Below are 21,670 nucleotides of genomic sequence, written 5' to 3'. Positions count from 1 at the left end.
TTATTATGCGGTCAATTTTACGATCTACCCGGCTAGACGGCTGGCAAATTTCAGCCTTCCTTTTAGCCGGGGTAGTTATAGTACCAATATGTGTCATCCTTTCTTCTGTTATTCACCCTGAACAAGAGATTTGGAAACACCTTACTGAAACAGTACTCAGCACATTGGTACTCAACACTTTATGGTTGAGTACAGGTGTACTTCTCTTTACTGCAGTTTTAGGTGTGTCCCTTGGGTGGTTAATTGGTGCCTGCTCCTTTCCAGGCAGGGCCTTTTTCTCCTGGGCATTGACCCTGCCAATGGCCGTTCCGGCTTATGTTATGGCCTTCATTTTCATTGGAGTAATGGACTTTTCGGGTCCGGTTCAGTCAGCAATACGTCTGATTCCCGGGTTTGAACGTACGATGTTTGAAGTCAGGTCTACTCCATTTGTCATTCTTGTTTTAGGTTTATCACTCTATCCATATGTCTACCTCTTGAGCAGATCTGCTTTTCTCAGTCAGGGAAGAGCACTAATGGAAGCTGCGAGAACTCTAGGGGTTGGTCCCTGGGAGGCCTTCTGGCGCGTTATGTTACCGATGGCAAGACCCTGGGTTGTAACCGGGCTTGCGTTAGTTCTTATGGAGACTCTCGCCGATTTTGGGGCAGTATCTATTTTTAATTATGACACATTTACCACTGCAATTTATAAAGCATGGTATGGATTCTTCTCTCTAAAAGCTGCAGCACAACTTTCATCCATACTTGTCATTTTCGCGTTATTACTTGTTTCTATTGAAGGGCTCTATAAGTCTCGGATGCGTTTTTTTTCAAGTCCAAGATCTTCTAGAGTCCACGCTCGAATAAAACTATCGGGTGGAAAAGGTATTGCTGCTATGCTTTTCTGCGCACTGATCGTTTGTATCGCTTTTGTAGTTCCAGTCATACAGCTATTGGTTTGGGTCGTCGAGATGATGCAAGAGGGAGAGCTGTCGAGCTACAAAGTTCAATTCTATCGAACACTATTTTTAGGTGTCACTGCCGCTATAATTACGTGCTTAGGTGCTGTTCTTCTCAGCTATGTTAAAAGACAATCTCCATCAAAGAAGAACATATTCCTTTGTAAACTATCAACAATAGGATACGCAATTCCAGGAACAGTACTCGCAGTAGGTATTTTTCTTCCGACTGCCTGGTTTGACAACAGTCTTGCCTTCCTTGTGAATTGGGCATTCAACATTGAGATAGGTCCAGTTCTTCAAGGAACCATCTTTGTGATGTTAACCGCATATGCAGTTCGATTTATGGCTGCTGCATTTGGTGGTATTGATAGCAGCATGCAGAGTATCACTCCCAGCCTTGATGAAGCAGCATCTATATCAGGAGTTAAAGGTTTCTCGCTCATCCGGCTCATACATCTACCTCTGTTAAAAAAAGGACTTTTGACTGCACTGATTCTTGTTATGGTAGACGTTGTTAAGGAGATGCCAATTACACTCATGACCCGTCCTTTTGGTTGGGATACTCTGGCAGTAAAAATCTACGAATTGACAAGTGAAGGAGAATGGGAGCGTGCAGCTCTTCCTAGCCTCTATCTTATACTCGTTTCGATAGTCCCCGTAATTTTGCTCATAAAGCAAACAGAGAAATAAATATGAAAACCGACAAAATCCTGCTCTCCGTTAACCAGGTTAATAAGTCATTTGGCTCCAATACGGTTGCTAACAACATTAGCCTTTCGCTTCTAAAAGGAGAGATAGGGTGTTTACTTGGACCAAGTGGCTGTGGCAAGACGACACTTTTGCGTGTTATTGCCGGATTTGAAGATATTGAGAGTGGTTCAGTACATATTGATGACAATCTTGTTACTGACAGTAAAACAACAGTTCCTCCTGAGAATAGATCTATTGGGATGGTGTTTCAAGACTATGCTTTGTTTCCGCATCTGACCATTGGAGAAAACATTTGCTTCGGTATTAGAAAACATCAATCTTCTGAAAAGAAATCGAGGCTGAATGAGTTGCTGTCACTCGTTGGATTAGAAGGTATTGGTAACAAATATCCCCATGAGATTTCAGGAGGACAACAACAACGTGTTGCCTTAGCACGAGCGCTTGCACCTAAGCCTGATCTACTTCTGCTTGATGAGCCATTTTCAAACCTTGATGCTGTATTACGTGATAGATTGACAGTTGAAGTTCGAGATATCTTAAAGGAGCTCGGCACGACAGCATTACTCGTAACCCATAATCAGCATGAAGCATTCTCTGTTGCCGATAAAATTGGAATTATATTTAACGGCAAGATGCAACAATGGGAGAAAGCTCATGGAATTTACCATAGGCCTGCAACACTTGAAGTTGCTAAGTTTGTAGGTGACGGAACTCTTGTATCAGGTACGGTTGTTGGCCCCAAAACAGTTCAATCAAGTTTTGGTGTTTTTGAAGGTGATCTGTCACTCCCATGTGATTCAGGCTGTGAAGTTGATCTTTTGCTGCGTCCTGAGGATATTCAACATGTTGATGAATCTAAGTTGCGAGCAACAATCAAGCATAAGTCTTTCAGGGGACCAAATATCCTGTATCAACTCCAGCTTCCTTCTGGTGAAAGATGCCAATCGCTTGTATCGAGTCACCATGACCATGGTATCGGGGAATCGATAGGAATCATACCTGAAATTGATCACCTGATTGTCTTTCCAAAATAATCACAGACAGATAGTGATCATGGGCACCAATAACAGCGAATTTTTTAATATAGATCTAATTCGTTAGGTAAGCGAAGACTCCGAGAACGTCTAATTGCTGTCAGTAGGTTCCAGATAATCAGGCACCTCTAAGCCTCTATCTCGCAGTTTAATAAGCCGGAATAAAGTGGGATTCTCCTCTTTAAACTGATTATGGAAACAATGCTGATTTTGCACTCAACATGGCTTAATAGCCTTAAATAAAGTTCCCTCAGTCTGGGGAGAGGTCTTGAATCCTGAACTACCCATAAACTCCACCGAATGAAACCCTGCTTTTTCCAGTAAAGTTATTTGGTCTCTCACGGAGACTGTTCCACCAATTCATTGAGCCCAATCTTCCGGGCTAATCGTCTGATTAGGAACCTTGTCGTCTACCAAACTAACATCAGCAAATTGCAAAATACCATTGGGTTTCAATACCCGCAAAATCTCGGAAAAAAATGCCAGCTTAGATGGGGATAAGTTGAAGACACCATTAGAAATAACATAGTCGAAACTTTCGGTAGGATACGGTATTTCTTCTGTGGAGACATGTTTGACTGAAATATTATCCTCCCCAAATTGTTGAACAAACACTTTAGCCTTTTTAGTCATTTCATCAGTCAGATCTATTCCGCACACACGCCCCTTATCCCCTACAATCTTGCAGGCCACAACAAGATCAAATCCGGCACCACAGCCTATATCCAAGACTTTGCTGCCTAAAGGTATCAAAGATATTGAAAAAGGGTTGCCGACACCACAGAACGATTTGAGCGCATCATCTGGAAAACTATCAAGAAAGGCTTGATCATAACCAAGGTCCAAGGCTCCTCTTTTGCCAGTTTGATAACTGAATAACCCTTGTGCCGAGTTCGAGACCTGCAGATATTTTTGTCTTATTGCTTTTTGAATATGTTTCTTCTCTACAGTGCTATATGGTTTCTCTTCCAGCTGATTTCTTCTCTCTAGTACAATTGATGCTACCTGGCCCTGGACACCCCCAGAACTATGCTTTGGAGCTCATTTACCGGTTTTCAGGTCGCACTGATTTTTCAATGTCATATCCTTCTTCCCCCTCTATTACTGTTAATAAATAATACACTATCGTAGCCTATGAAAGATAGTATTACGAAAAAATGGTCACTTCGTAAGAGTTTGGGTATCCACTATTACTCAGCTCGGTGTCATTGCCCGTAGACAGGAAGTAATCGCCACGGATGTCCATAGTGGATCTTATTCGATGAAGAGCTTATAGTTGTGGTTACTCTTCCTACCTTTCATCTTCATTAGGAATGAGAATTCTAAAACAATTTATACAAAATCAGATTGTTCAATACAAATATGAAAAATATCAAAGAAGAATCACTCTCTGTATCTGCTGCAAACCAGGCTCTTGCTGTAAATCTGGAAGCACGAATGTGGAAATTTGTTGTTAAAACGATCAACTACCCAGAGCTAAGGTTTGATTCAAAAACAGACTCAATATGCTTTATGAGCTATATTCCATTTACAGCCTTAGCAAAAGAATGGATAGTCGGAAATACTAAAGGACTTTACGATGTTCGAAAATGTGAAGGTTGTGGTGAGTATTTTGATGTGAACAAGACAGATGGCATTTACGGTAACTCTGAAGATCTGGAAGAATTCATTTGTTTTCCCTGTGCAGAGCGCATGACGGCCAGGGAATATTATGAGCGATTTATTGAGAGGTAGCCAGACGTTTTAATTTTAAAATATAGGAGCTATCTGGACTTGAGGGAGTCTGCTTGAAACACATATTGCATGAGATGAGTCAAGCAAAGAGCCGCCCCCCCTTGCACCCATAGGCAGAGTGTGAGATGCGGGTTAAATGTAATTCTCAAATCCAATATTTCTCAATATACCTAACGGGATTTGAGTTATTGAAATCAACATACCGGTATAACTCATCTGGATTTATTTCCTTTGGTTCGGAGAAATAGATGTCTATCCGACCAATCAAATTCTGTTCAGTTTGCTGGCTCTAGCATTTCATCAATGGCTTTTTCATCTAAATTTTCATTTGCACGTACTACGATTACGTGTTTTGTCATTTGCCACTCTCTCGTTTGTGCACACAATGTGTACGCTTAGTTGTTTCAAGTTATAGGAGATATTGTAACTTTTGAAAATCAAAAAGTCTCTGGAGAAATCTGGGATTTGATATTATTCATTATTGTCAGGAAAACTATGATTTTCGAAAGGCCAGGAAGACTCTTCTGCGTTGCTAGGTTTTTCAGACACCTTCTTGTTTATCTCCACAGGAAGCATCTTAACCAGACTGAATTTACGACCGTTCATTATTGGCAATGCAAATCTCAAATCCAAAGATGCAAGATAATCAGTTATTATCGTGCAAGTTGCCTAACACGTTTTATTTCTGTATAACATTACAAAAAGGAAGTTCGTCATTTTCTATACAATGACTCTTTGACAGGCTGGATTGTTCCACATGTCACTAGATCAATCCTGGGCATTTATGCAAAAATGGTTTCAAAATCAGAGTATGGCAGGAGCGACAAACAAGATCGAAGAAGAGGACACAAAAATAGGGATCAGTTTTTCTAGCTGGTTCATTTTGTTCTTTCACATCATCCCTGGCATATTCAATTTAATCATATATTTATTTCCAATTAGTATACACAATAGCACAATCGCTATGTTACTAATGATCTTGTTTTACTACATAATTAACGGAGTACTGGCGACAATAATTGTAAATAAAATAAATACGATGATTCACAAGAGGTCATTGACCTTTAGAAGGAACTACAACTACTCAGTTTTAGCAGCAATGATCTTTTTCATTCTTGCTTCGGTATTGTCGCAATAGCTAAACTTAATTTACTTCAACTAAAGTATTCATCGCGCCAGATACTTTCCTATCAGCGCATGTATAGAGTGTGGTGAGAATGCCGTAGAACTATCAATCCCCTTGGAAAACATTACAATGATAAAATTATTACTAATTTTACTATACCTTACACCATTTGCTACTGAAGCAAATGCTGCTTATTTCAAAGACATTAAGCAGATTGAAATGGAAACAAATAAAGCAATTAATATCATTAAAAGTGGTGATATATCAAAAGCATTCAACGGTCTACGGTCATTTTGGCCTATATCTGACAACGAATTTGAGATTGGCAAGAGACAAGCTTCACAATCAGTTGAAGGGTTTCAGAAAAGATTTGGGCTGCCAATCGATGTTGTTCACATCAACAGTTCAAATGTCGCGAATACCTTTATTAAGATCAATTATTTAGTCAAATATACTCAGCATGCTATACAGTGGGAGTTTTATTTTTACAATGGACCTAAAGGGTGGATCTTAAATACTGTGGACACTCACGACAATATCCAAAAATTGTTTAATCCAAAGTGAAAATATGAAAAAGGTCATAGCCTCCATTTTTGACACTATCTATGACTGATAGTATGAATAGGTTTATCAAGAGTTGCGGTCAACGCTGCTCTCGGAAGTAGGCAAAAGTACGACTTCTTTTGTTATCTGTTCTCTTCAGTTTACTTCCCGCAATTATTGATAAACCTGTAGAACTGGACTGCGGTGTAGGCTATTCAGGATGAGTTTTTTTTCTATGGGGATTTAATGGAGGGCTGGCAGGAAATACAATGGTGGATCATGCCAGTTTTCTCGAAACAAAAACGCTCATGAGAGCTGAACTTTACTGAAAAGCGATATTTTTGTGAGAGAATCGTCAAGTTATTCCGTTAAATCGATAAATTGAGTGTTTTGAGGAACGTATTACTCTGAAGTAGACGCACCTCTCCTGTTAAAGCTGGAACTTGGCCATTTAAGACTCCAAACTATTGCTGAAGCAACAGTCAGGATGTATCTCGTAACAGGTTGGGCAGCTCTTCAATGCACACCATTTTTCCTCTACCACACTCAGGACAAAGAGACACATCAACTCCCGTCAGTCGTACCATCATCTCTTGTATTGTTTCTGAGGATTGTTCGAGTATTTGGGCCTCAGGATCAATCAGTTTTCGGAGTAGCGGAATACATTTTTTTTTGTTCGCATGACCAAGAAATCCAAAGTAGCGGATTTTCATAAAACCCCGTGGCAGAATATGTAACAAGTAACGCCGGATGAACTCTGTTGCTTTGAGGGTAAGAACTTTAAGAGTGTTCTCGTCACTACGATCACGATAATTGAAAGCAACCTTGTCAGCTTCAATCGAGAGAATTCGATTATTTGTAATAGCAACCCGGTGCGTGTAACGACCAAGATATTCGAGCACCTGCTCTGGTCCTCCGAAGGGTTGTTTAGAGTAGGTAATCCATTGCTTTCCCTTCAGTGTAGTAACCATTTTTAGAAAGATTTCCTTGTTAACGAACTCAGAAGTCCTTCCATTAAAGACCAGTAATCCCTGGTTGTAAGCCAGCTCAAATTTTCGTAGGTATCTTTTCCTGAATTCTTTTGCTAAAGATTCCACTTTGAAAAGATAGTTCTTTCTGGCTGGAACCCATCTTGTCCTATCAAATGAAAGAACCCCTGCCGGGATAATGCAATGCAGATGAAAATGATCCATGAGCTTCTGGTTCCATGTATGGAGTACAGAAATAAAACCAAGTTGCCCAATGAGCCGCCACTGTGAATCAGCGGCAAATACCTGGAGAGTTTCTTTAACGGCAGTGAATAATATAGCCAGCAGGATTTTCTGATTACTCAGAATAAGTGGATTGAGTTCGTGAGGCAAAGTAAACACGTTGTGAAAATATGGGCACGGCAATAGCTCGGATTTCCTGGAATTTAACCATTTCTCTTTTACAAGAGTCTGGCACTTCGGACAATGCCTGTCCCTGCATGAATTATAGGCATTCTTTTCAAATCCACAGTGATCGCAAGCTGCAATATGGCCACCAAGGACAGAGGTCCGACAGATTTCAATATGGTACATTGTTCTAGCCTGCTGGCCGGATAAGAAGTGGGTACGTCGGTAATCATCCCCATATTTACGGAAAATATCTGCAAGCTCTGGTTGTCTTTTATTTCTTTGCATGGTCGCCCTCCTCTCTTAGCTCAAGAAAATCAAGGGGACTTTTAAGTTCAGCGAATCTGGCAGGAACTATGTGGAGATAGAGAGCGGTAGTCTCTATTGATGTATGTCCAAGGAGCTGGCCGATTGTGTACAGGTCATAGCCGTTGTACAACAGGTGGGTTGCGAATGAGTGCCTCAGCGTATGTAGGCTGCACTCTTTGGTTATGCGAGCTTTTTTTTTGCACGGTAGAAAACTCTGGAGACAGTTGATGTTGACACAGGAGCATCAAGGCTCTTTCCTGGGAAAAGCCACTGACCTGGAGTGTATTCACGCCAGTAATTGCGGAGTTCAATAAGAAGATTCTCAGACAAGACAGTATAGCGATCCTTTTGCCCTTTACCTTGTTCAACTCTGATCATCATTCTTGATGGATCACTTTCAATATGCTCTGGTTTGAGGTGGACCGCTTCTGAAACTCGAAGGCCCGCACTATAAATTGTTTTAAGCATAACCCTGTGCTTGAGGTTTTTTGTACAGGATAGCACTCGGCTGACTTCTTCCATACTCAGTACGATAGGTAATTTTTTACTTCGAACCCGCGGAGGCAAACCAAACCGGTCATCAACCTTACGTTTGCATAGATGCCTGAAAAAATATAAAATGCCACACATGTATGAGCTACATGTAGCCCATGACAGCTTACGTTCAAGGACAAGATACCGGAAATACATATGAACTTGACCATTGGTCAATTTCTCAGGGGATTGGTCATAGTAGTTCGCCAACCCTTTGACACCATTTATGTAACTTCTCTGGCTATGCTCGGAGAAACCGGCAAGCTTCATGTGTTCTATCAATTTAGCTCTGACTGCAGTACTCATAATGTACCTCCTTTGTTTAGTGGATAAGAAAACGCCTTAAGTTCTTATCGACCCAAGAGGTACACTATTGAATGTAAATCAAGATGGGGAGGTGGGGTTTTCCGCGTAGCGGTTCAGTTCTACTTTCAAATGGATATCCTGAGAGGTAGCCCTATCGTGTTGTGGGATCAATCCAACTGATCTTTAACGTTTGATTCGTAACAGGCCTGCCCCAATGAGAGTGGCCATCGATGCCAAGACCTTTGTTAGATCAAGCCGCTCTTTTAAAACAAACACTCCGAGTAAAAGAGCAAAGATGATACTAGTTTCTCTAAGTGCAGTTACCATAGCGATTGGAGCCTTAGTAAAAGCCCAAATAACCAGTGCATAAGCTGAGAATGAAGCACCACCTCCAAAGAGAGCCAACCGGCCATGTTGTTTTAATGTAGTCGTTACAGTGCCTGGTTTAATGACAGCCATAGAAATAGAAAAAAAAGCAGCATTGAAAATTGACAACACTCCATAAAAGCCAAAGGCTGTAGAAGCAATCCGAGCTCCCATTCCGTCCACTAACGAATATGAAGCAATAAATACTCCTGTTATTACGGCAAGAACAGCTGCTTTTACGTTTCTTAGTCCGTCGCTCCTTCTAGAAAAAGACAAGCTCATAATTCCACAGGAAATAATCGCAATTGCCGTCAATTCAATAGAGTCGAGCCGAATTTCCAAGTATCCCACAGAAATGACCGCAACAATCAAAGGAGAAACTCCTCTGGCAAGAGGGTAAACATGGCTTAGATCGCCAACTTTGTAGGAATAGAGTAGGAACAATTGATAGCCTGTATGCAGAAGTGCCCCTACAATCGCATATATGAGAGAATCAAGAGTTGGCAATGGGGAGATTAATAGTGCAACCATAGCATAAGGAAGGTGTCCCAAGACAACCGCTGTCATGCTGACATGCTTATCACCTTGTTGCTTAATTAAAAAATTCCATGAAGCGTGTAATATCGCTGCAATAAGTACAACCACCATAACTGAAACTGGCATAATGAACCTTTTGAAATAATTAATATTATCGGATTCTGTTTGATACTACGTTTAAATGAACAATATGACAAGAAAGAAGGCCAAGAGGGGGAGGTCTTCGGGGCTACTCACCCTGCTACTGCGTCCTAATCCGGCTTTCTTGGGCTCACAGTTCTATTATTCATCATGCTACCTAGGCAAACCCCTGCGAGCATAATGTTACTCCATTTCCAAACGATTCAGATGTTGGTACTTTCCTCTCGGTCATGGAGGTTTTGTTTCGGTAGAGATTGCCAGATCACACCTCCCTAAAAGCCATTAGTACTCAAACTTGAGATGCTTCCTGTTAAGGACATCTGTCTATTTTCTAAATAATTCGCCCACAAAGGAGCATTCTGGCACGTTCAAAATTCCAATATTATTCCCTGAAAAACAGTTACAAATGGAGCAATTGAAAATGTTGATTATTCAAGAATATACGTAAAAAATCCTCTCGGGTAAATGTCAACATATTTCCACTATACCCTAACCTGAAACACACGTCTCAATTTAAAAGATGATTACAGAGTCTCGCCCAATTAATAATTATGTCAGGTCGAGTTGTTCTTCCTTGAGTATTAGATACCTGCAATTTAAGGTGCGGTTATGAACTACGATGCGAGTAACCTGTTCTAACTATATAAGGAAAAGACTGGTGAGCCTGTTCCTCTTTTTTGTGGCATTTCTGAAGAACAGCTGGTGGTGCTTGTTAAAGAGGTACAGCGGGTAGTAAATAGTGAGCGTACAGCGCTAATAACGCTAGATGAGTTATTCGGTGATGATTTGAACAGTATTTTAATTTAACACCAACTCCCCGTTGAGTCTTAGGTAAATGCCATTTTTGAGCAATTATACCTTATAGGGTGTTTTGATCTGGGAATCGAAGAAACGTAGATGTTCAGGAATTATCTTCGATTAGCGGTAGGGTTGAACCCTGATGGAATACAAGTGGGGCAAGTGTAAATGATAATGGCAGAATTGGTATTGTTGAAAGTCTCTATATTCTAAAGCTGATGATGAACAATTAAGCAACATAATAATAATGTTGTTACCCTTTGATTTAGCTGGGATTTCAACTCCAACAATGTTTGTGAGTTACTGCTGACTACTCATCCTTTATCCTTGCGCCAATATCGACTATAGAATCTTCAATTTCCAGAAAAGCACCAAGTACAGTGGGATCAAAATATGTGTTTTGACCTTCAATCATTATCCTTTTTGCTTCTTCATGACTGAAAGGGTTCTTGTAACATCTTTTGCTTGTCAGAGCGTCATACACATCGGCTATTGCCATAAGTCTGCCTGACAGTGGAATGTTGGCTCCGATAAGTCCCTGAGGATAACCTGTTCCATCCCACTTCTCGTGGTGTGTATAGGCAATTTCTCCTGCGATCTCAAGAAAATTATCCCCCTCGATTTTTTTCATTGAACTGTGCAGTGTTTTTCGTCCATATTCGGTATGTTTTTTCATCTCTTCGTATTCTTCAACAGTCAGTTTTCCAGGTTTCAGGAGAATATAGTCGGGTACTCCAACCTTACCAATATCATGCAGTGGAGCAGAGAGAAAAAGCATCTCGATATATTCGAGGGTGAGTATCGGTTTAAATAAACCTTTTTTCAATAGATGTTCTGCAATTGCTTTGACATAGTGTTGTGTGCGCCTGATGTGTGCCCCTGTTTCAGGATCTCTTGTTTCAGCAACGGTGGCCATGGACTCTATGGTGACCTGTTGAACATTGGAGACCTGCTGGTACCACATGTACGCGGCTTTCTTCTCGACAGCAAAACGTATGGTCGAAAAAAGTGTAAAAAGGCCTGCAGCCACAAGCATTGGACTTCCTGGAGAAAGAAATACTTTTTCTACAGTCACGAAAAAAAGAGCACTCAGCAGCAATACAAGTGATATAACCACTGTTCCCAAGAATAGTGCTACCGGGCCACGGCTCCTGGCAAAAAGTAGTACCATCAATAAACCTGTTATCATACAGGAAAGAAAAATCGCGATATTTGTCCAATCTGGTTTGTAAAGGTTTGCTGATTGAAGAATATTGTCAACCATCAGCGAGTAGGTCTGAACACCGGGGAAGATTTTGTCCACAGGCGTTGCGACAATGTCACCTAGGCCAATAGCGGAGGTTCCAATAAACACAATCTTACCCTGAACATCTTCAGCGGCGATGGTTTCTTCAATAATGTCAATTGCAGATAATGTGTTTTGTTGGAACGCAGGAGCATGAAAATGTAAAAAAGCGAAGCCGTCTTTTGTTATCGGAACATCGTACGGTCCAACTTTTAAAACAGGACCGTATTTCCCTTTTACGATTTCGGCATAGTCTATTTTCAGGGAATGCATCAGAGCCGCAAGAGACAAGTTTGGATGATACTGCCCATTATACTCTACTGCCATGAGTGTTTGCCGCATCACACCATCCCTGTCCAGCATACTGTTGATAAATCCGTTGTGCTCAGTCTGATTATTTATGACATAGGTGCTACACAAGGCTTTTGTCGCTTGATATAGATCAAGAAGATCAAGCTTGTCTTCGATTAAGAGCGGTGGCTCAAGGCAGCTTTCATAACTTTCCTGGGCATCAAAATAGAAGTAAGTAGCTCCAATTGATTGAGTTTTCGATAGGGCATAACCTAATAGCATGTCATTATCAATGAGATGATCGGGGATGCCAGTAAATGAGACATTAAGATCAAAATCGTTTTCAAAACTTCTTCTCAGAGTGGCGGGAGAGGTGCGGTCAGGCTCTGGGAAAACTATGTCAAGGCCGATTGCAGCGGGATGCATCCCACCCAATTTTTCAATCAACTCTGCAATACGATAACGTGGCCAGGGCCATTGGCCGATGGAGTTGATGCTTCTTTCATCGACATCAATCACAACTACTTTATCTGATATTACTCCTGATGACTGATGCCTCAGATATGAGTCATAAAGAAAATTGTCTATGTAGTAGAGTGGTAACGCCTCTGTATAACTTAAAAAACCGACCCCTGATGAAAAGAATATACTCAGTAACACACTGTAAAATATAGTCTTTTTAGGTATATTTTCTGAAATATTTGGGTGTATCACAGGAACGTCCCATATAAGATTATGGACTATAACAACTCTTTTTTACGCTGATTTTTTGTGCTGTGGTACAATTGTCATCTTAAATGGGTTCATTGAATATAATTTTCTATCTTGCCCCAAATAAAGCAGTTCCATTTTTTGAACTCAGCCCTATGGTCTGCGAAAAAGTTGTATGGAGAGGATTCCACATATTTCCACTTTATCTAAACTTACGAATCACGAAACCTTGATAAAAAAACGAACGTTAACTCCGATATTGTTACCACGCGAAAAACCGTGATCTTTTCCTCATAAGATTAGATACATAACTACCACCAGCGCGTTTTTTGTCAATCAGTAATAAATGGAGGAGTTATGGGTCATCAAATTGTTGGGTACTGCAGAGTCAGTACTGAGGAGCAAGAGCGAAAGAACCAGAGGCTTGAAGTTTGAGAGTATGCAAGTAAAAACGATCTCTCAATTACAACTTAGATCGAGAAGACGATGTCATCACGAAAATCGACACAGGAGCGGTTAATAGATACTCTTCTTGAACAGCTGAAAAACGGTGACACATTGATTTGTGGAGAGCGGATTTTAACCACGTACCGTCCTTACAGGAGAAGGTAACATTAAAAATGCTGATTTCTCCTGTAAGTGAATCCCACCGCAGAGTCTACTTCATGATATGAGTGATGACGTATTTTTTATCTTCACCAAGTTCAAGGTGAAACTTGATTTTTTCACCGGTTTTGATGCTGCCAAGATCTACTGATTCTGCAACAGCGAGGTCCATAGTCATCTCAGGCCACTTGAGAGCTGGAATTGGTTCGTGAGTGATATTAACCATCCTGTTAAGTTTACTTACACGATGAATAACTCCAACTCCCATTACCTCAGTTTTTTCTCCCACCTGAGAGTGATCCATTTTGCTATGATCCATTTCAGCGTGACTTGAAGCAGAGTGATTCATTGAACCATGATCCATATTTTCATGTCCTGACATTGAACCTTTCTCCGCTGCCATACTCACTGCCACTGTCAGGGAAAGAATAATACCTAGTGTTACTATTGCTTGTGTGATTGATTTCATAGTTTTCCTCATTGTTGGATGAATAATAGTAAACAAGTTATTAAGTGCTACTACTAGTAATACGGAGTTAACACCGCTACCCCTCACTTTTTTTTACTTTTCTTGATTCCCAGATAAAATAAACTACAGGGAGCAAGAACAGTGTCAAAAGAGTGGTACTTGCCATACCACCTATCATTGGCAGCGCTATACGCCGCATAACGTCTGACCCTAGACCCTCTGTTATAAAAATAGGGGTTAATCCCACCATTGTTGTTGCCACAGTCATTAATTTGGGCCGCACTCGTAGAGCCGCTCCAACTATAATTGCATCCAACAAGTCTCTCTTGTTTTGTGGTTTGGTTATGTGTACCTGCTGATCGATATATAGAAGCATAACTACGCCGGTTTCTACTGCAATACCTGCAAGAGCAATAAAACCTACCCCCACAGCAACAGAAAAGTAGTAACCAGCAAGGTGGACCGCCCATACTCCCCCGATGAGCCCAAATGGTAATGAGAGCATAATCATCAAGGTCCTGTCGAGTCGCCCAAAATGCAGCATGAGAAGAGTAAAAATAATTAGAATTGTTGCAGGTACCGCTATACGTAACTTCTCTTCAGCCTCTTGCATTTGCTCAAACTGTCCTGACCAGATAAGACTGTAGCCAGCGGGTAAATCAACTGACTGGGCCACAATGTCTCTTGCCTCAGCCACGTAACTACCTATGTCTCGACCATCAATATCAACAAAGACCCACCCTGTAAGTCGTGCATTCTCAGACTTAATCATTGGCGGACCTTCCACAAAATCTATATGTGCAATCTCGCCGAGTGGGATGTGCTGCCCCATAGGTGTTGGTACAAGAATATTTGCTAAGTCATTAAAGTCCTCGCGGAAGGGTCGATTATACCTGACAATGATATTGTATCTTTCCCGCCCCTGAACCGCTTCGCTCACCCTCTTTCCACCAAGAGCCGTTCCAATAATGGATTGAACCGTTCCGAGGTCGATACTGTATCGTGCAATTTTTTGCCGATCTGGGGTTATTTCCAGATATTTTCCACCCGTTACCCTGTCAGCAAAAACGGATCTGGTTCCATCAACCTCCTTAACAGCAGACTCCACTGACAAGGCCAAACGATTTATAGTCTGGAGATTGTCACCGGTAATTTTGATTCCAATGGGTGTACGAATTCCTGTTGAGATCATATCCATACGTATTTTTATTGGATAACCCCAGGAATTAACAAGGCCCGGAAGTTTGACCCGTTTATCCAGTTCTTTAACGAGTGCATCTTTCGTCAGTCCCTCTCTCCACTCCTCCTTAGGTTTTAATCGTATCCAGCTTTCAATCATTGAAACAGGTGCGGGGTCGGTTGCTGTCTCTGCACGGCCAAGTTTGCCGAAAACCATCTCAACCTCTGGCACCGAACGAATTAACAAGTTCGTTTTCTGCAATATTTCTTTTGCCTTGGTTATAGAAACCCCGGGGAGAGTAGTAGGCATGTACAGCAGCTCACCTTCATAAAGAGCAGGCATGAACTCAGAACCCGTTTTAGTAACCGGATACGCCATGGAAAAGAGCAGTAGGAGACCTACGAAAACTGTGATCCATTTTTGGTTTAAAGCAAATACAAGGAGTGGTCGGTAGAGAAATATAAAAAACCTATTAAGCGGGTTTTCATCCTCTCTACGAATTCTTCCTCTGATAAGCCAAAGCATCAAAACAGGAACGAGCGTTACTGAGAGGATTGCTGCAAAAGCCATGGAATATGTCTTTGTATAGGCAAGGGGCGAGAAAAGTTTATACGATTGACCAGTCAGAGCAAAAACCGGTAAGAATGAGACAGTGATGATCAATAGAGAGAAGAAAAGCCCGGGGCCAACTTCCTGGGCTGCTAGTAAAATAGCAGCTGATCGTTCCTTTTTGGTAGCATTAGAACTCATCTCAGAGAGTTTACGATGGGCATTTTCTACCATAACGATAGATGCGTCGACCATGGCTCCAATGGCAATAGCAATGCCACCTAGAGACATTATGTTTGCAGTAATACCCTGGGCAGTCATAACAATAAAAGCTGCGAGTACTGCCAGCGGCAGAGTGATTATTGCAACAAGAGCTGATCTGGCATGAAGCAGAAAGATCAGACAAACAAGAGCCACCACAATACCTTCTTCGATTAACTTATGTCGAAGATATGATATGGAGCCCTCAATGAGTGGGGCCCTGTTGTAGACAGGGGTAATTTCAACCCCTTCAGGTAATCCATTTTGTATTTCTTTGATCTTTTTTTCGATACCGCGAATCACATTGAGCGCGTTTTCACCTGCTCGCATGACGACTATACCTGCGACCACCTCACCGTCACCATTAAGCTCGGTGACTCCTCGACGAAGTTCTGGACCCTCGATTATCCGTGCGACATCTGTGAGCAAAACGGGGATACTGTTTCGAGAGTAGAGAACAATTTGCTTTAGATCGTCGAGCTGCTCTACATATCCCTTCGAGCGGATAATGTATTCAGTTTCACCCCGCTCAAGTACTCGGCCTCCAGCCTCTATGCTAGCGTTTTTCACAGCCTCGATGAGTCGCATTAAAGGTACATCAAAAGCGCGAAGGCGGTTTGGGTCGACCAGCACCTGATATTCTTTTACAAAACCACCAACAGAGGCAACCTCGGCTACTCCATCAACCGTTGCCAACTCGTAGCGTAAAAACCAGTCCTGAATACTTCTTAGTTGCGAGAGGTCATATTTGTTGTCTTTATCCACAAGTGCATACTGATACACCCAGCCAACACCGGTTGCATCGGGACCAATCTGTGGCCTTGCCGCCTGAGGTAATTCGGCACCTATCTTTGAAAGCGCTTCTACAACCCTGGAGCGAGCCCAGTATTGATCGACACCATCTTCAAAAATGATATACACAAATGAGGTGCCAAACATTGAAAAACCGCGAACCGCTTTACTTCGGGGTAACCCCAGCATCGTGGTTGAAAGGGGGTAGGTAACGAGATCTTCCACAATTTCTGGAGCTTGGCCTGCAAAGTCGGTTCGAATAATGACCTGAGTATCACTCATATCCGGAATAGCATCAAGTGGCATCTCCTGCAAGGCCCGCACGCCTGCAACAAGTAAAGTGATGACAAAGAGAATAACCAGTAACTTATTCTCAGCAGACCAGCCTATGAGGCGAGCTATAGCACCCATCTTGATTGAATCATTGTTGTGCATGCTGGCTCTCCCTGGCGGTTTTTACGCCACTACCATCAAGAGCATGCTCATATACCTGTACAGTACCATTGCTACTCCTGTAGGGGGTTTGGATGTCGCCTGCAAACTGTATCCAACTTCTGCCATCCTCAGTGGAAAAGAGAGCGAGTCCAAGATCCTTGTAATACCGAGGTTTACCTTCTGATATCCATGGAAAAAGGGCATCTGTTGTTCTGGCAAGAAGATCTTGCCAACCACTGTTCGTTACAATGTCTTTGCGGTTTTTTATGGCATGAAGAAAATCCTCAACAACAAAGAATAGTCTGTTTTCTTTCACCTCGTGGGTAAGTTTCTGTGCAGCCTGCTCAGAAGCATCCAACATCTCGGGCTTTGGAAACCTTTGGTTAGCGAGCTCCTCGTGGACATACATGGAGCCTTCAACAAGGTGATTGAGCAGCACGAGTTGATCGTCAGTCACTTCGAGCTCAGCAAGAGACAGGGAGAGTTTTTCCATCCGTAAAAACGATTCTCTGAGTGAACTTTCAGAGTCTATTAAAAATTGTCCAGAGACGACGACCTGTTCTCCTTCTTGTAGACCAGCTTGTACTTCAACCAACCCCTGGTACTGCATCCCAACTTTTATTTCTCTTGCCTGAAACGTTCCATTCCCACGGTCTATGATCACATAGTTACCTTCCTTATTCTGCAGGACACTTTCATAGGGTATCGCCAGGCGTGGACTTAGGTCTGTTAAAATAGTTACATCAACATACGCACCAGGACGGATACGACCTTTTTCATTGGGCAGGATGAGACGAAGTTGTGCTGTGCGAGTGGCCGGGTCTACAGTTGGAGCTATGTAGTCAATGGTTACATTTTCCTTATGTATACCAAGGTTTGGGAAATCCACATTGACTCTGCTGTCCTTTTTGACAAATGAGATATCCTGTTCCGCCAGGTTGACTTGAATCCACACCTTTTCATAACCTTGAATTCGCATAGCAATTGCACCAGGGCGTAAATAGCTGCCTTGGCGAATGGATATTTTTTCGATACTCCCTTTCTGCTCGGCAAAATAAGGTACATCGCGGATGATTTTTTTTGACGACTTGATTTGGCGAATCACTTTCGTTTGCACACCAAGGGAGCGCAGCCTGTCTTCGCTTGCCCTGAGTCTCCCTGTATTACCTGAGCCAAGGGCTGTGAGGTAATCCTGTTGAGCTGCTACCAGCTGCGGACTATAGAATCGAAACAGAAGAGAGTCGGGTTCAACCTCATCCCCTTCAGCATTAACAATGAGTTCCTCTATCCATCCTTCTACCCGTAACGATACGTCATTTTGAAGCCTCTGGTTGACCACAACTTCACCAAAGCTTCGAATTGCTCGACCAAAATAGGCTATTTCTGTAGGTTTGCTGCGCACTCCGGTTCGCTGTATCATGTGTGAAGGCAATTTAAGACCATCATCTTCTGTAGCGTCACTATCTGCTGTGCCAGCTTCCATTTCCACAAGGTCCATCCCGCAAATCGGACATGTTCCAAAAGTGTCTGAAATATAGTGGGGATGCATGGGGCAGGTATATTTATTCCCTTCGGCGTAACCTGTTCCTGTCTGGAGGAGGAAAACTACAAAAAGAAAGGAGAGTATTATCAGGATAGGTTTGCATCGATTATTGAATATCATGGTCTTCCCCTAGAGAAACATGTGCACTGAGTTCTTGTGTTATTTTTATATATTGTGCTTTTTCACCATCAATTTGTGAAAGCAGGGAGAGTCTTGCCAGTTCTGCCTGAAGAATAGGCTCCAGGCTTGTCTGCCCTGCGGAATATGTACGTTCCATCGCTGCTATTTTTTTCTTAATAGCGATGTTTTTATCGTTCAGTAACTGCACATTTAACAGCGAGGCTTTTTGCTCGCTTTGAAGACGTACCGTTTCCATCTGCCATTTTCTTATGACTCCACGGTATTTACTCTCAGCACTTTTTTGACGACTTTTCGCAGCTTCAAGTTTTGGTCCTTGGTTATTGGATGACCAGAGTGGTATGGAAACTCTGAATTGAATGGAAAACCAGTCATCACCCTCGAAAGTATCATTTTCACCGTCTTCACGGATTTTATAGGTTCCCACTATGCCGTAATCGGGTGAGTATTCACTGCCTGCAACTAAGACTTTTGATTGTTCTATAGCAATATCGTGGTGTGCTATTTGCACTGGATATAGTGTGCCTAGATCCCCATTCCATTTTTTTTCTTTTGTTACTATTTCGTCAATCTCAGGAACCTCACCTACTAATTGGATGAGATCGGCTTCGACTGATGTTTTTTGAGCCATCAAGGTGTTGAGTTTTTGTCCTATCTCTGAAAGTTGTATCTCTGTCAGAAAGGTTTTTTGATAGATCGACTCCCCAGACATAATCAGTCCTTCGTAATACTCATCCAGCTCGGCTATGATTCGTTTTTTTCTTATCTCATGACTGGTTTGCTGCCCAATTCGCTGTAAGTCTGCGAGTCTTGAAAAGAATCGGGCTTGGAGTTGCGATTTGGTGTATTCGGCCAATATGTTAATGCTGGACGCTGAGGAGTTAAACACCTCTCTTTGTGCTTTTCTCCCCTTACTATTTGGAATGTTTTGGGAAAATCCTATGACCTTTGCAGAGGGTAAATACTGGTCAAAAGATGGATCTGTCAGAGGGATATTATCCACCCCAAAAAACAGCGAGGGGTCGGGCAGGCCCATAGCTCCATCAGCTTGATATGTAAAAGATTCTTGCCTTTCAAGTATTGCCTGTACGTTTGGATGAGTATTAAGAACACTCAGATAATGTTCCAGTTCTTTTGTAAAAGCTCCGTCAGGAAGCAGACAAAAGAGCAGGAGACATGTGAGCGAGACAGGTTTCATAAATCTCTCCAGTGATATTTTTAAATGGCCGATACTCCCAAAAGGTAGCGAATTGTTTTCCCGGACAAGCTCCCAGCCAGTTCTACAAATGAGATGCTTATACTGTATGATACGTGAAGCTTATTTATTTCCCTCAGAATATTTTGCCATTCTTTGTAAAAGGATCTTTTTTGCTCTGTCTCTATCATTTCAGACAAGCCTCAAAATGGCAGTCTCTTTCAGTAAGTTGGCCTGATCAGGTTGCAAGAGCCCTTCAACAATAGCCAGGTAGATAGTACGAATCCTGTTCTAGATCAGTGCAGTTGTTAGGACGCTTAGCTACTTCAGCATTAAAATTACACTTGGTCGCCCTGAAGGCAGCATTGACTCCTGAATTATTATGCTGGTCCAAATAACCAGGGAAGTAGCGATTCAGTAGCTTTGGCTAGAGTTTCTCGAGAACCTTTTCGGTAGCCATAAACCCTCAAACCAAAGATCACCATCATTAACTGACTTGCATAAAGAGAAGCTGTTGCAGCGGGATAGATTTGGTTTAAGTACGATGCATAGTGTTCCTCGATTTCCCCTAAACTCTCAATAACGTATGTATAAATTTCGTTATTTTGTGATGCGAGTTCAAGCTGACTTTTTATTAAGAAACAGCCGCAGTAATCCTCCCTGCCTGAAGCCTCAATGAGGCCCAACAGCAGTTTCCTTATTCCTTCCAGAACATCATTACTGGCATTAACTTTTCTGCTCACGTCCTCTATGGTCTTTTGAGCATAGTGAGTAAGAGCCAGTTTGAACAATGCTTCCTTGCTGCCAAACTCATGGTAAATACTTCCCGGTTGTACCCCTGTTTCTTTGACAATTGCCTGGATACTTGTTGCAGCGTAGCCCTGCCTCCAGAACAGTGCTATAGCCGTATTGATAACATGCTCTATTTCAAATTTCTTTTTCGCCATTTTTTCTTGCCGCTGATGAATTCACAAAAGGTTAAGTAGCTTTTTGAATGTTCATTCAAAAATAATCCTTGACCTTAATTTGTAAAGCCCTATCTTCTATTTTGAATGAACGTTCAAAATAAATATTTCCAGGAGAATAGACATGAAATTATATGAACAATTAAGTGAACGACGTGAGGATTCAGCACAAAATATTCCTGCCGAGAAACACCAGGTAATGATATCTGAAACCAGGGCTCTTAAAGCGAGAGAGTTAGAGCAGTATGCACCGAAACCTGGCGATATTTTCCCTGCTTTTACCCTGAGTAATCAATCCGGGGAGGTAACTCGATTGGCAGATTTATTAGCCAAAGGGCCCGTTGTTGTAACATTTTATCGTGGTGGCTGGTGTCCATATTGTAATCTTGAGCTGCGTGCATACCAGGAGGTGTTAGACAAAATCACTGCTGCGGGCGCAAATCTGGTTGCCATTTCGCCAGAATTGCCAGACGCATCGCTTACAACCATTGAAAAGAACGAATTACAGTTTACCGTATTATCCGACCCCGGCGCAAAATATGCAAAATCTTTAGGAATTGTGTTTACCCTTCCCGACTCACTGAAACCCATTTACCAGGAGTTTGGTATTGACGTTGAACACCATAATGGCTCTGGTCAATTTGATCTGCCTCTGGCAGCAACATTCGTCATCGACACGAATGGCAAGGTACTGTTTTCCGACGTAAATGCTGATTATACGTACAGGGCTGAACCATCGGAAGTTGTACAAGCCCTTAATTCTATAGACTGAACTCAACTGTGGAAAAACGGGG

14 protein-coding genes and 1 pseudogene are annotated in these 21,670 nt (G+C 42.0%); 5 read left to right on the top strand and 10 right to left on the bottom strand.

Annotated features, from left to right (window positions below; translation table 11 throughout):
* Nucleotides 1-5 precede the first annotated feature (5 nt).
* Nucleotides 6-1,631: an ABC transporter permease gene (locus ACX6CI_RS19870; RefSeq protein ID WP_458775400.1), complete on the top strand. Its 1,626-nt coding sequence runs from the start codon at nucleotides 6-8 to the stop codon at nucleotides 1,629-1,631.
* A 2-nt stretch (nucleotides 1,632-1,633) separates the two neighbouring features.
* Complete coding sequence (locus ACX6CI_RS19865) at nucleotides 1,634-2,686, top strand: ABC transporter ATP-binding protein (RefSeq protein WP_458775399.1); 1,053 nt, start codon at nucleotides 1,634-1,636, stop codon at nucleotides 2,684-2,686.
* Nucleotides 2,687-2,902: 216 nt separating this feature from the next.
* On the opposite strand, the gene ACX6CI_RS19860 is transcribed toward ACX6CI_RS19865, so the two are convergent.
* Complete coding sequence (locus tag ACX6CI_RS19860) at nucleotides 2,903-3,658, bottom strand: methyltransferase domain-containing protein (protein WP_458778492.1); 756 nt, start codon at nucleotides 3,656-3,658, stop codon at nucleotides 2,903-2,905.
* Between the two features lie 390 nt (nucleotides 3,659-4,048).
* Here ACX6CI_RS19860 and ACX6CI_RS19855 point away from each other — a divergent pair, with 390 nt between their 5' ends.
* Nucleotides 4,049-4,420, top strand: a complete 372-nt coding sequence (locus tag ACX6CI_RS19855) for a hypothetical protein (RefSeq protein WP_458775398.1) — start codon at nucleotides 4,049-4,051, stop codon at nucleotides 4,418-4,420.
* Between the two features lie 1,255 nt (nucleotides 4,421-5,675).
* On the top strand, nucleotides 5,676-6,110 hold the full coding sequence (locus tag ACX6CI_RS19850; RefSeq protein ID WP_458775397.1) for a hypothetical protein: 435 nt from the start codon (nucleotides 5,676-5,678) through the stop codon (nucleotides 6,108-6,110).
* A 461-nt stretch (nucleotides 6,111-6,571) separates the two neighbouring features.
* Here the strand turns inward: ACX6CI_RS19850 and ACX6CI_RS19845 are convergent, their stop codons facing one another.
* The 9 genes and pseudogenes from ACX6CI_RS19845 to ACX6CI_RS19805 all read right to left on the bottom strand — a co-directional run bounded on the left by ACX6CI_RS19845 (nucleotide 6,572) and on the right by ACX6CI_RS19805 (nucleotide 20,858).
* A complete protein-coding gene (locus ACX6CI_RS19845) occupies nucleotides 6,572-7,753 on the bottom strand; it encodes an IS91 family transposase (protein WP_458775396.1) in 1,182 nt (393 codons plus the stop codon).
* Nucleotides 7,740-8,614, bottom strand: a pseudogene (locus tag ACX6CI_RS19840) (site-specific integrase). The gene ACX6CI_RS19845 and the pseudogene ACX6CI_RS19840 overlap by 14 nt, the downstream one beginning before the upstream one ends.
* A 183-nt stretch (nucleotides 8,615-8,797) precedes the next feature.
* Nucleotides 8,798-9,643 carry a DMT family transporter gene (locus tag ACX6CI_RS19835; RefSeq protein ID WP_458775395.1) on the bottom strand — a complete coding sequence of 282 codons (846 nt, stop codon included), beginning with the start codon at nucleotides 9,641-9,643 and terminating at the stop codon, nucleotides 8,798-8,800.
* A gap of 1,123 nt (nucleotides 9,644-10,766) precedes the next feature.
* Nucleotides 10,767-12,746 carry a CHASE2 domain-containing protein gene (locus ACX6CI_RS19830; RefSeq protein ID WP_458775394.1) on the bottom strand — a complete coding sequence of 660 codons (1,980 nt, stop codon included), beginning with the start codon at nucleotides 12,744-12,746 and terminating at the stop codon, nucleotides 10,767-10,769.
* A gap of 655 nt (nucleotides 12,747-13,401) precedes the next feature.
* Entirely contained in the window at nucleotides 13,402-13,818 is a 417-nt protein-coding gene (locus ACX6CI_RS19825; RefSeq protein WP_458775393.1) for a copper-binding protein, read from the bottom strand.
* Between the two features lie 76 nt (nucleotides 13,819-13,894).
* A complete protein-coding gene (locus ACX6CI_RS19820; protein ID WP_458775392.1) occupies nucleotides 13,895-17,035 on the bottom strand; it encodes an efflux RND transporter permease subunit in 3,141 nt (1,046 codons plus the stop codon).
* A complete protein-coding gene (locus ACX6CI_RS19815; protein WP_458775391.1) occupies nucleotides 17,022-18,698 on the bottom strand; it encodes an efflux RND transporter periplasmic adaptor subunit in 1,677 nt (558 codons plus the stop codon). The genes ACX6CI_RS19820 and ACX6CI_RS19815 overlap by 14 nt, the downstream gene beginning before the upstream one ends.
* Complete coding sequence (locus tag ACX6CI_RS19810; RefSeq protein ID WP_458775390.1) at nucleotides 18,685-19,914, bottom strand: TolC family protein; 1,230 nt, start codon at nucleotides 19,912-19,914, stop codon at nucleotides 18,685-18,687. Before ACX6CI_RS19810 ends, ACX6CI_RS19815 begins: the two co-directional genes overlap by 14 nt.
* A gap of 377 nt (nucleotides 19,915-20,291) precedes the next feature.
* On the bottom strand, nucleotides 20,292-20,858 hold the full coding sequence (locus ACX6CI_RS19805; RefSeq protein WP_458775389.1) for a TetR/AcrR family transcriptional regulator: 567 nt from the start codon (nucleotides 20,856-20,858) through the stop codon (nucleotides 20,292-20,294).
* 142 nt (nucleotides 20,859-21,000) lie between these two features.
* Here ACX6CI_RS19805 and ACX6CI_RS19800 point away from each other — a divergent pair, with 142 nt between their 5' ends.
* A complete protein-coding gene (locus ACX6CI_RS19800; RefSeq protein WP_458775388.1) occupies nucleotides 21,001-21,648 on the top strand; it encodes a peroxiredoxin-like family protein in 648 nt (215 codons plus the stop codon).
* Nucleotides 21,649-21,670: the final 22 nt, after the last annotated feature.

The organism is Desulforhopalus glucosivorans, assembly GCF_054397165.1.
The sequence above is the reverse complement of the archived record's forward strand: the minus strand, read 5'-3'. Positions and strand labels throughout refer to the sequence as shown.

Excerpts from the sequence above, each read along its gene's own strand:
- ACX6CI_RS19845 (WP_458775396.1), bottom strand. The coding sequence starts at position 7,753 with ATGCAAAGAAATAAAAGACAACCAGAGCTTGCAGATATTTTCCGTAAA.
- ACX6CI_RS19810 (WP_458775390.1), bottom strand. The coding sequence starts at position 19,914 with ATGAAACCTGTCTCGCTCACATGTCTCCTGCTCTTTTGTCTGCTTCCT.
- ACX6CI_RS19835 (WP_458775395.1), bottom strand. The coding sequence starts at position 9,643 with ATGCCAGTTTCAGTTATGGTGGTTGTACTTATTGCAGCGATATTACAC.
- ACX6CI_RS19870 (WP_458775400.1), top strand. The coding sequence starts at position 6 with ATGCGGTCAATTTTACGATCTACCCGGCTAGACGGCTGGCAAATTTCA.
- ACX6CI_RS19820 (WP_458775392.1), bottom strand. The coding sequence starts at position 17,035 with ATGCACAACAATGATTCAATCAAGATGGGTGCTATAGCTCGCCTCATA.
- ACX6CI_RS19805 (WP_458775389.1), bottom strand. The coding sequence starts at position 20,858 with ATGGCGAAAAAGAAATTTGAAATAGAGCATGTTATCAATACGGCTATA.
- ACX6CI_RS19825 (WP_458775393.1), bottom strand. The coding sequence starts at position 13,818 with ATGAAATCAATCACACAAGCAATAGTAACACTAGGTATTATTCTTTCC.
- ACX6CI_RS19850 (WP_458775397.1), top strand. The coding sequence starts at position 5,676 with ATGATAAAATTATTACTAATTTTACTATACCTTACACCATTTGCTACT.
- ACX6CI_RS19855 (WP_458775398.1), top strand. The coding sequence starts at position 4,049 with ATGAAAAATATCAAAGAAGAATCACTCTCTGTATCTGCTGCAAACCAG.
- ACX6CI_RS19865 (WP_458775399.1), top strand. The coding sequence starts at position 1,634 with ATGAAAACCGACAAAATCCTGCTCTCCGTTAACCAGGTTAATAAGTCA.
- ACX6CI_RS19815 (WP_458775391.1), bottom strand. The coding sequence starts at position 18,698 with ATGATATTCAATAATCGATGCAAACCTATCCTGATAATACTCTCCTTT.
- ACX6CI_RS19800 (WP_458775388.1), top strand. The coding sequence starts at position 21,001 with ATGAAATTATATGAACAATTAAGTGAACGACGTGAGGATTCAGCACAA.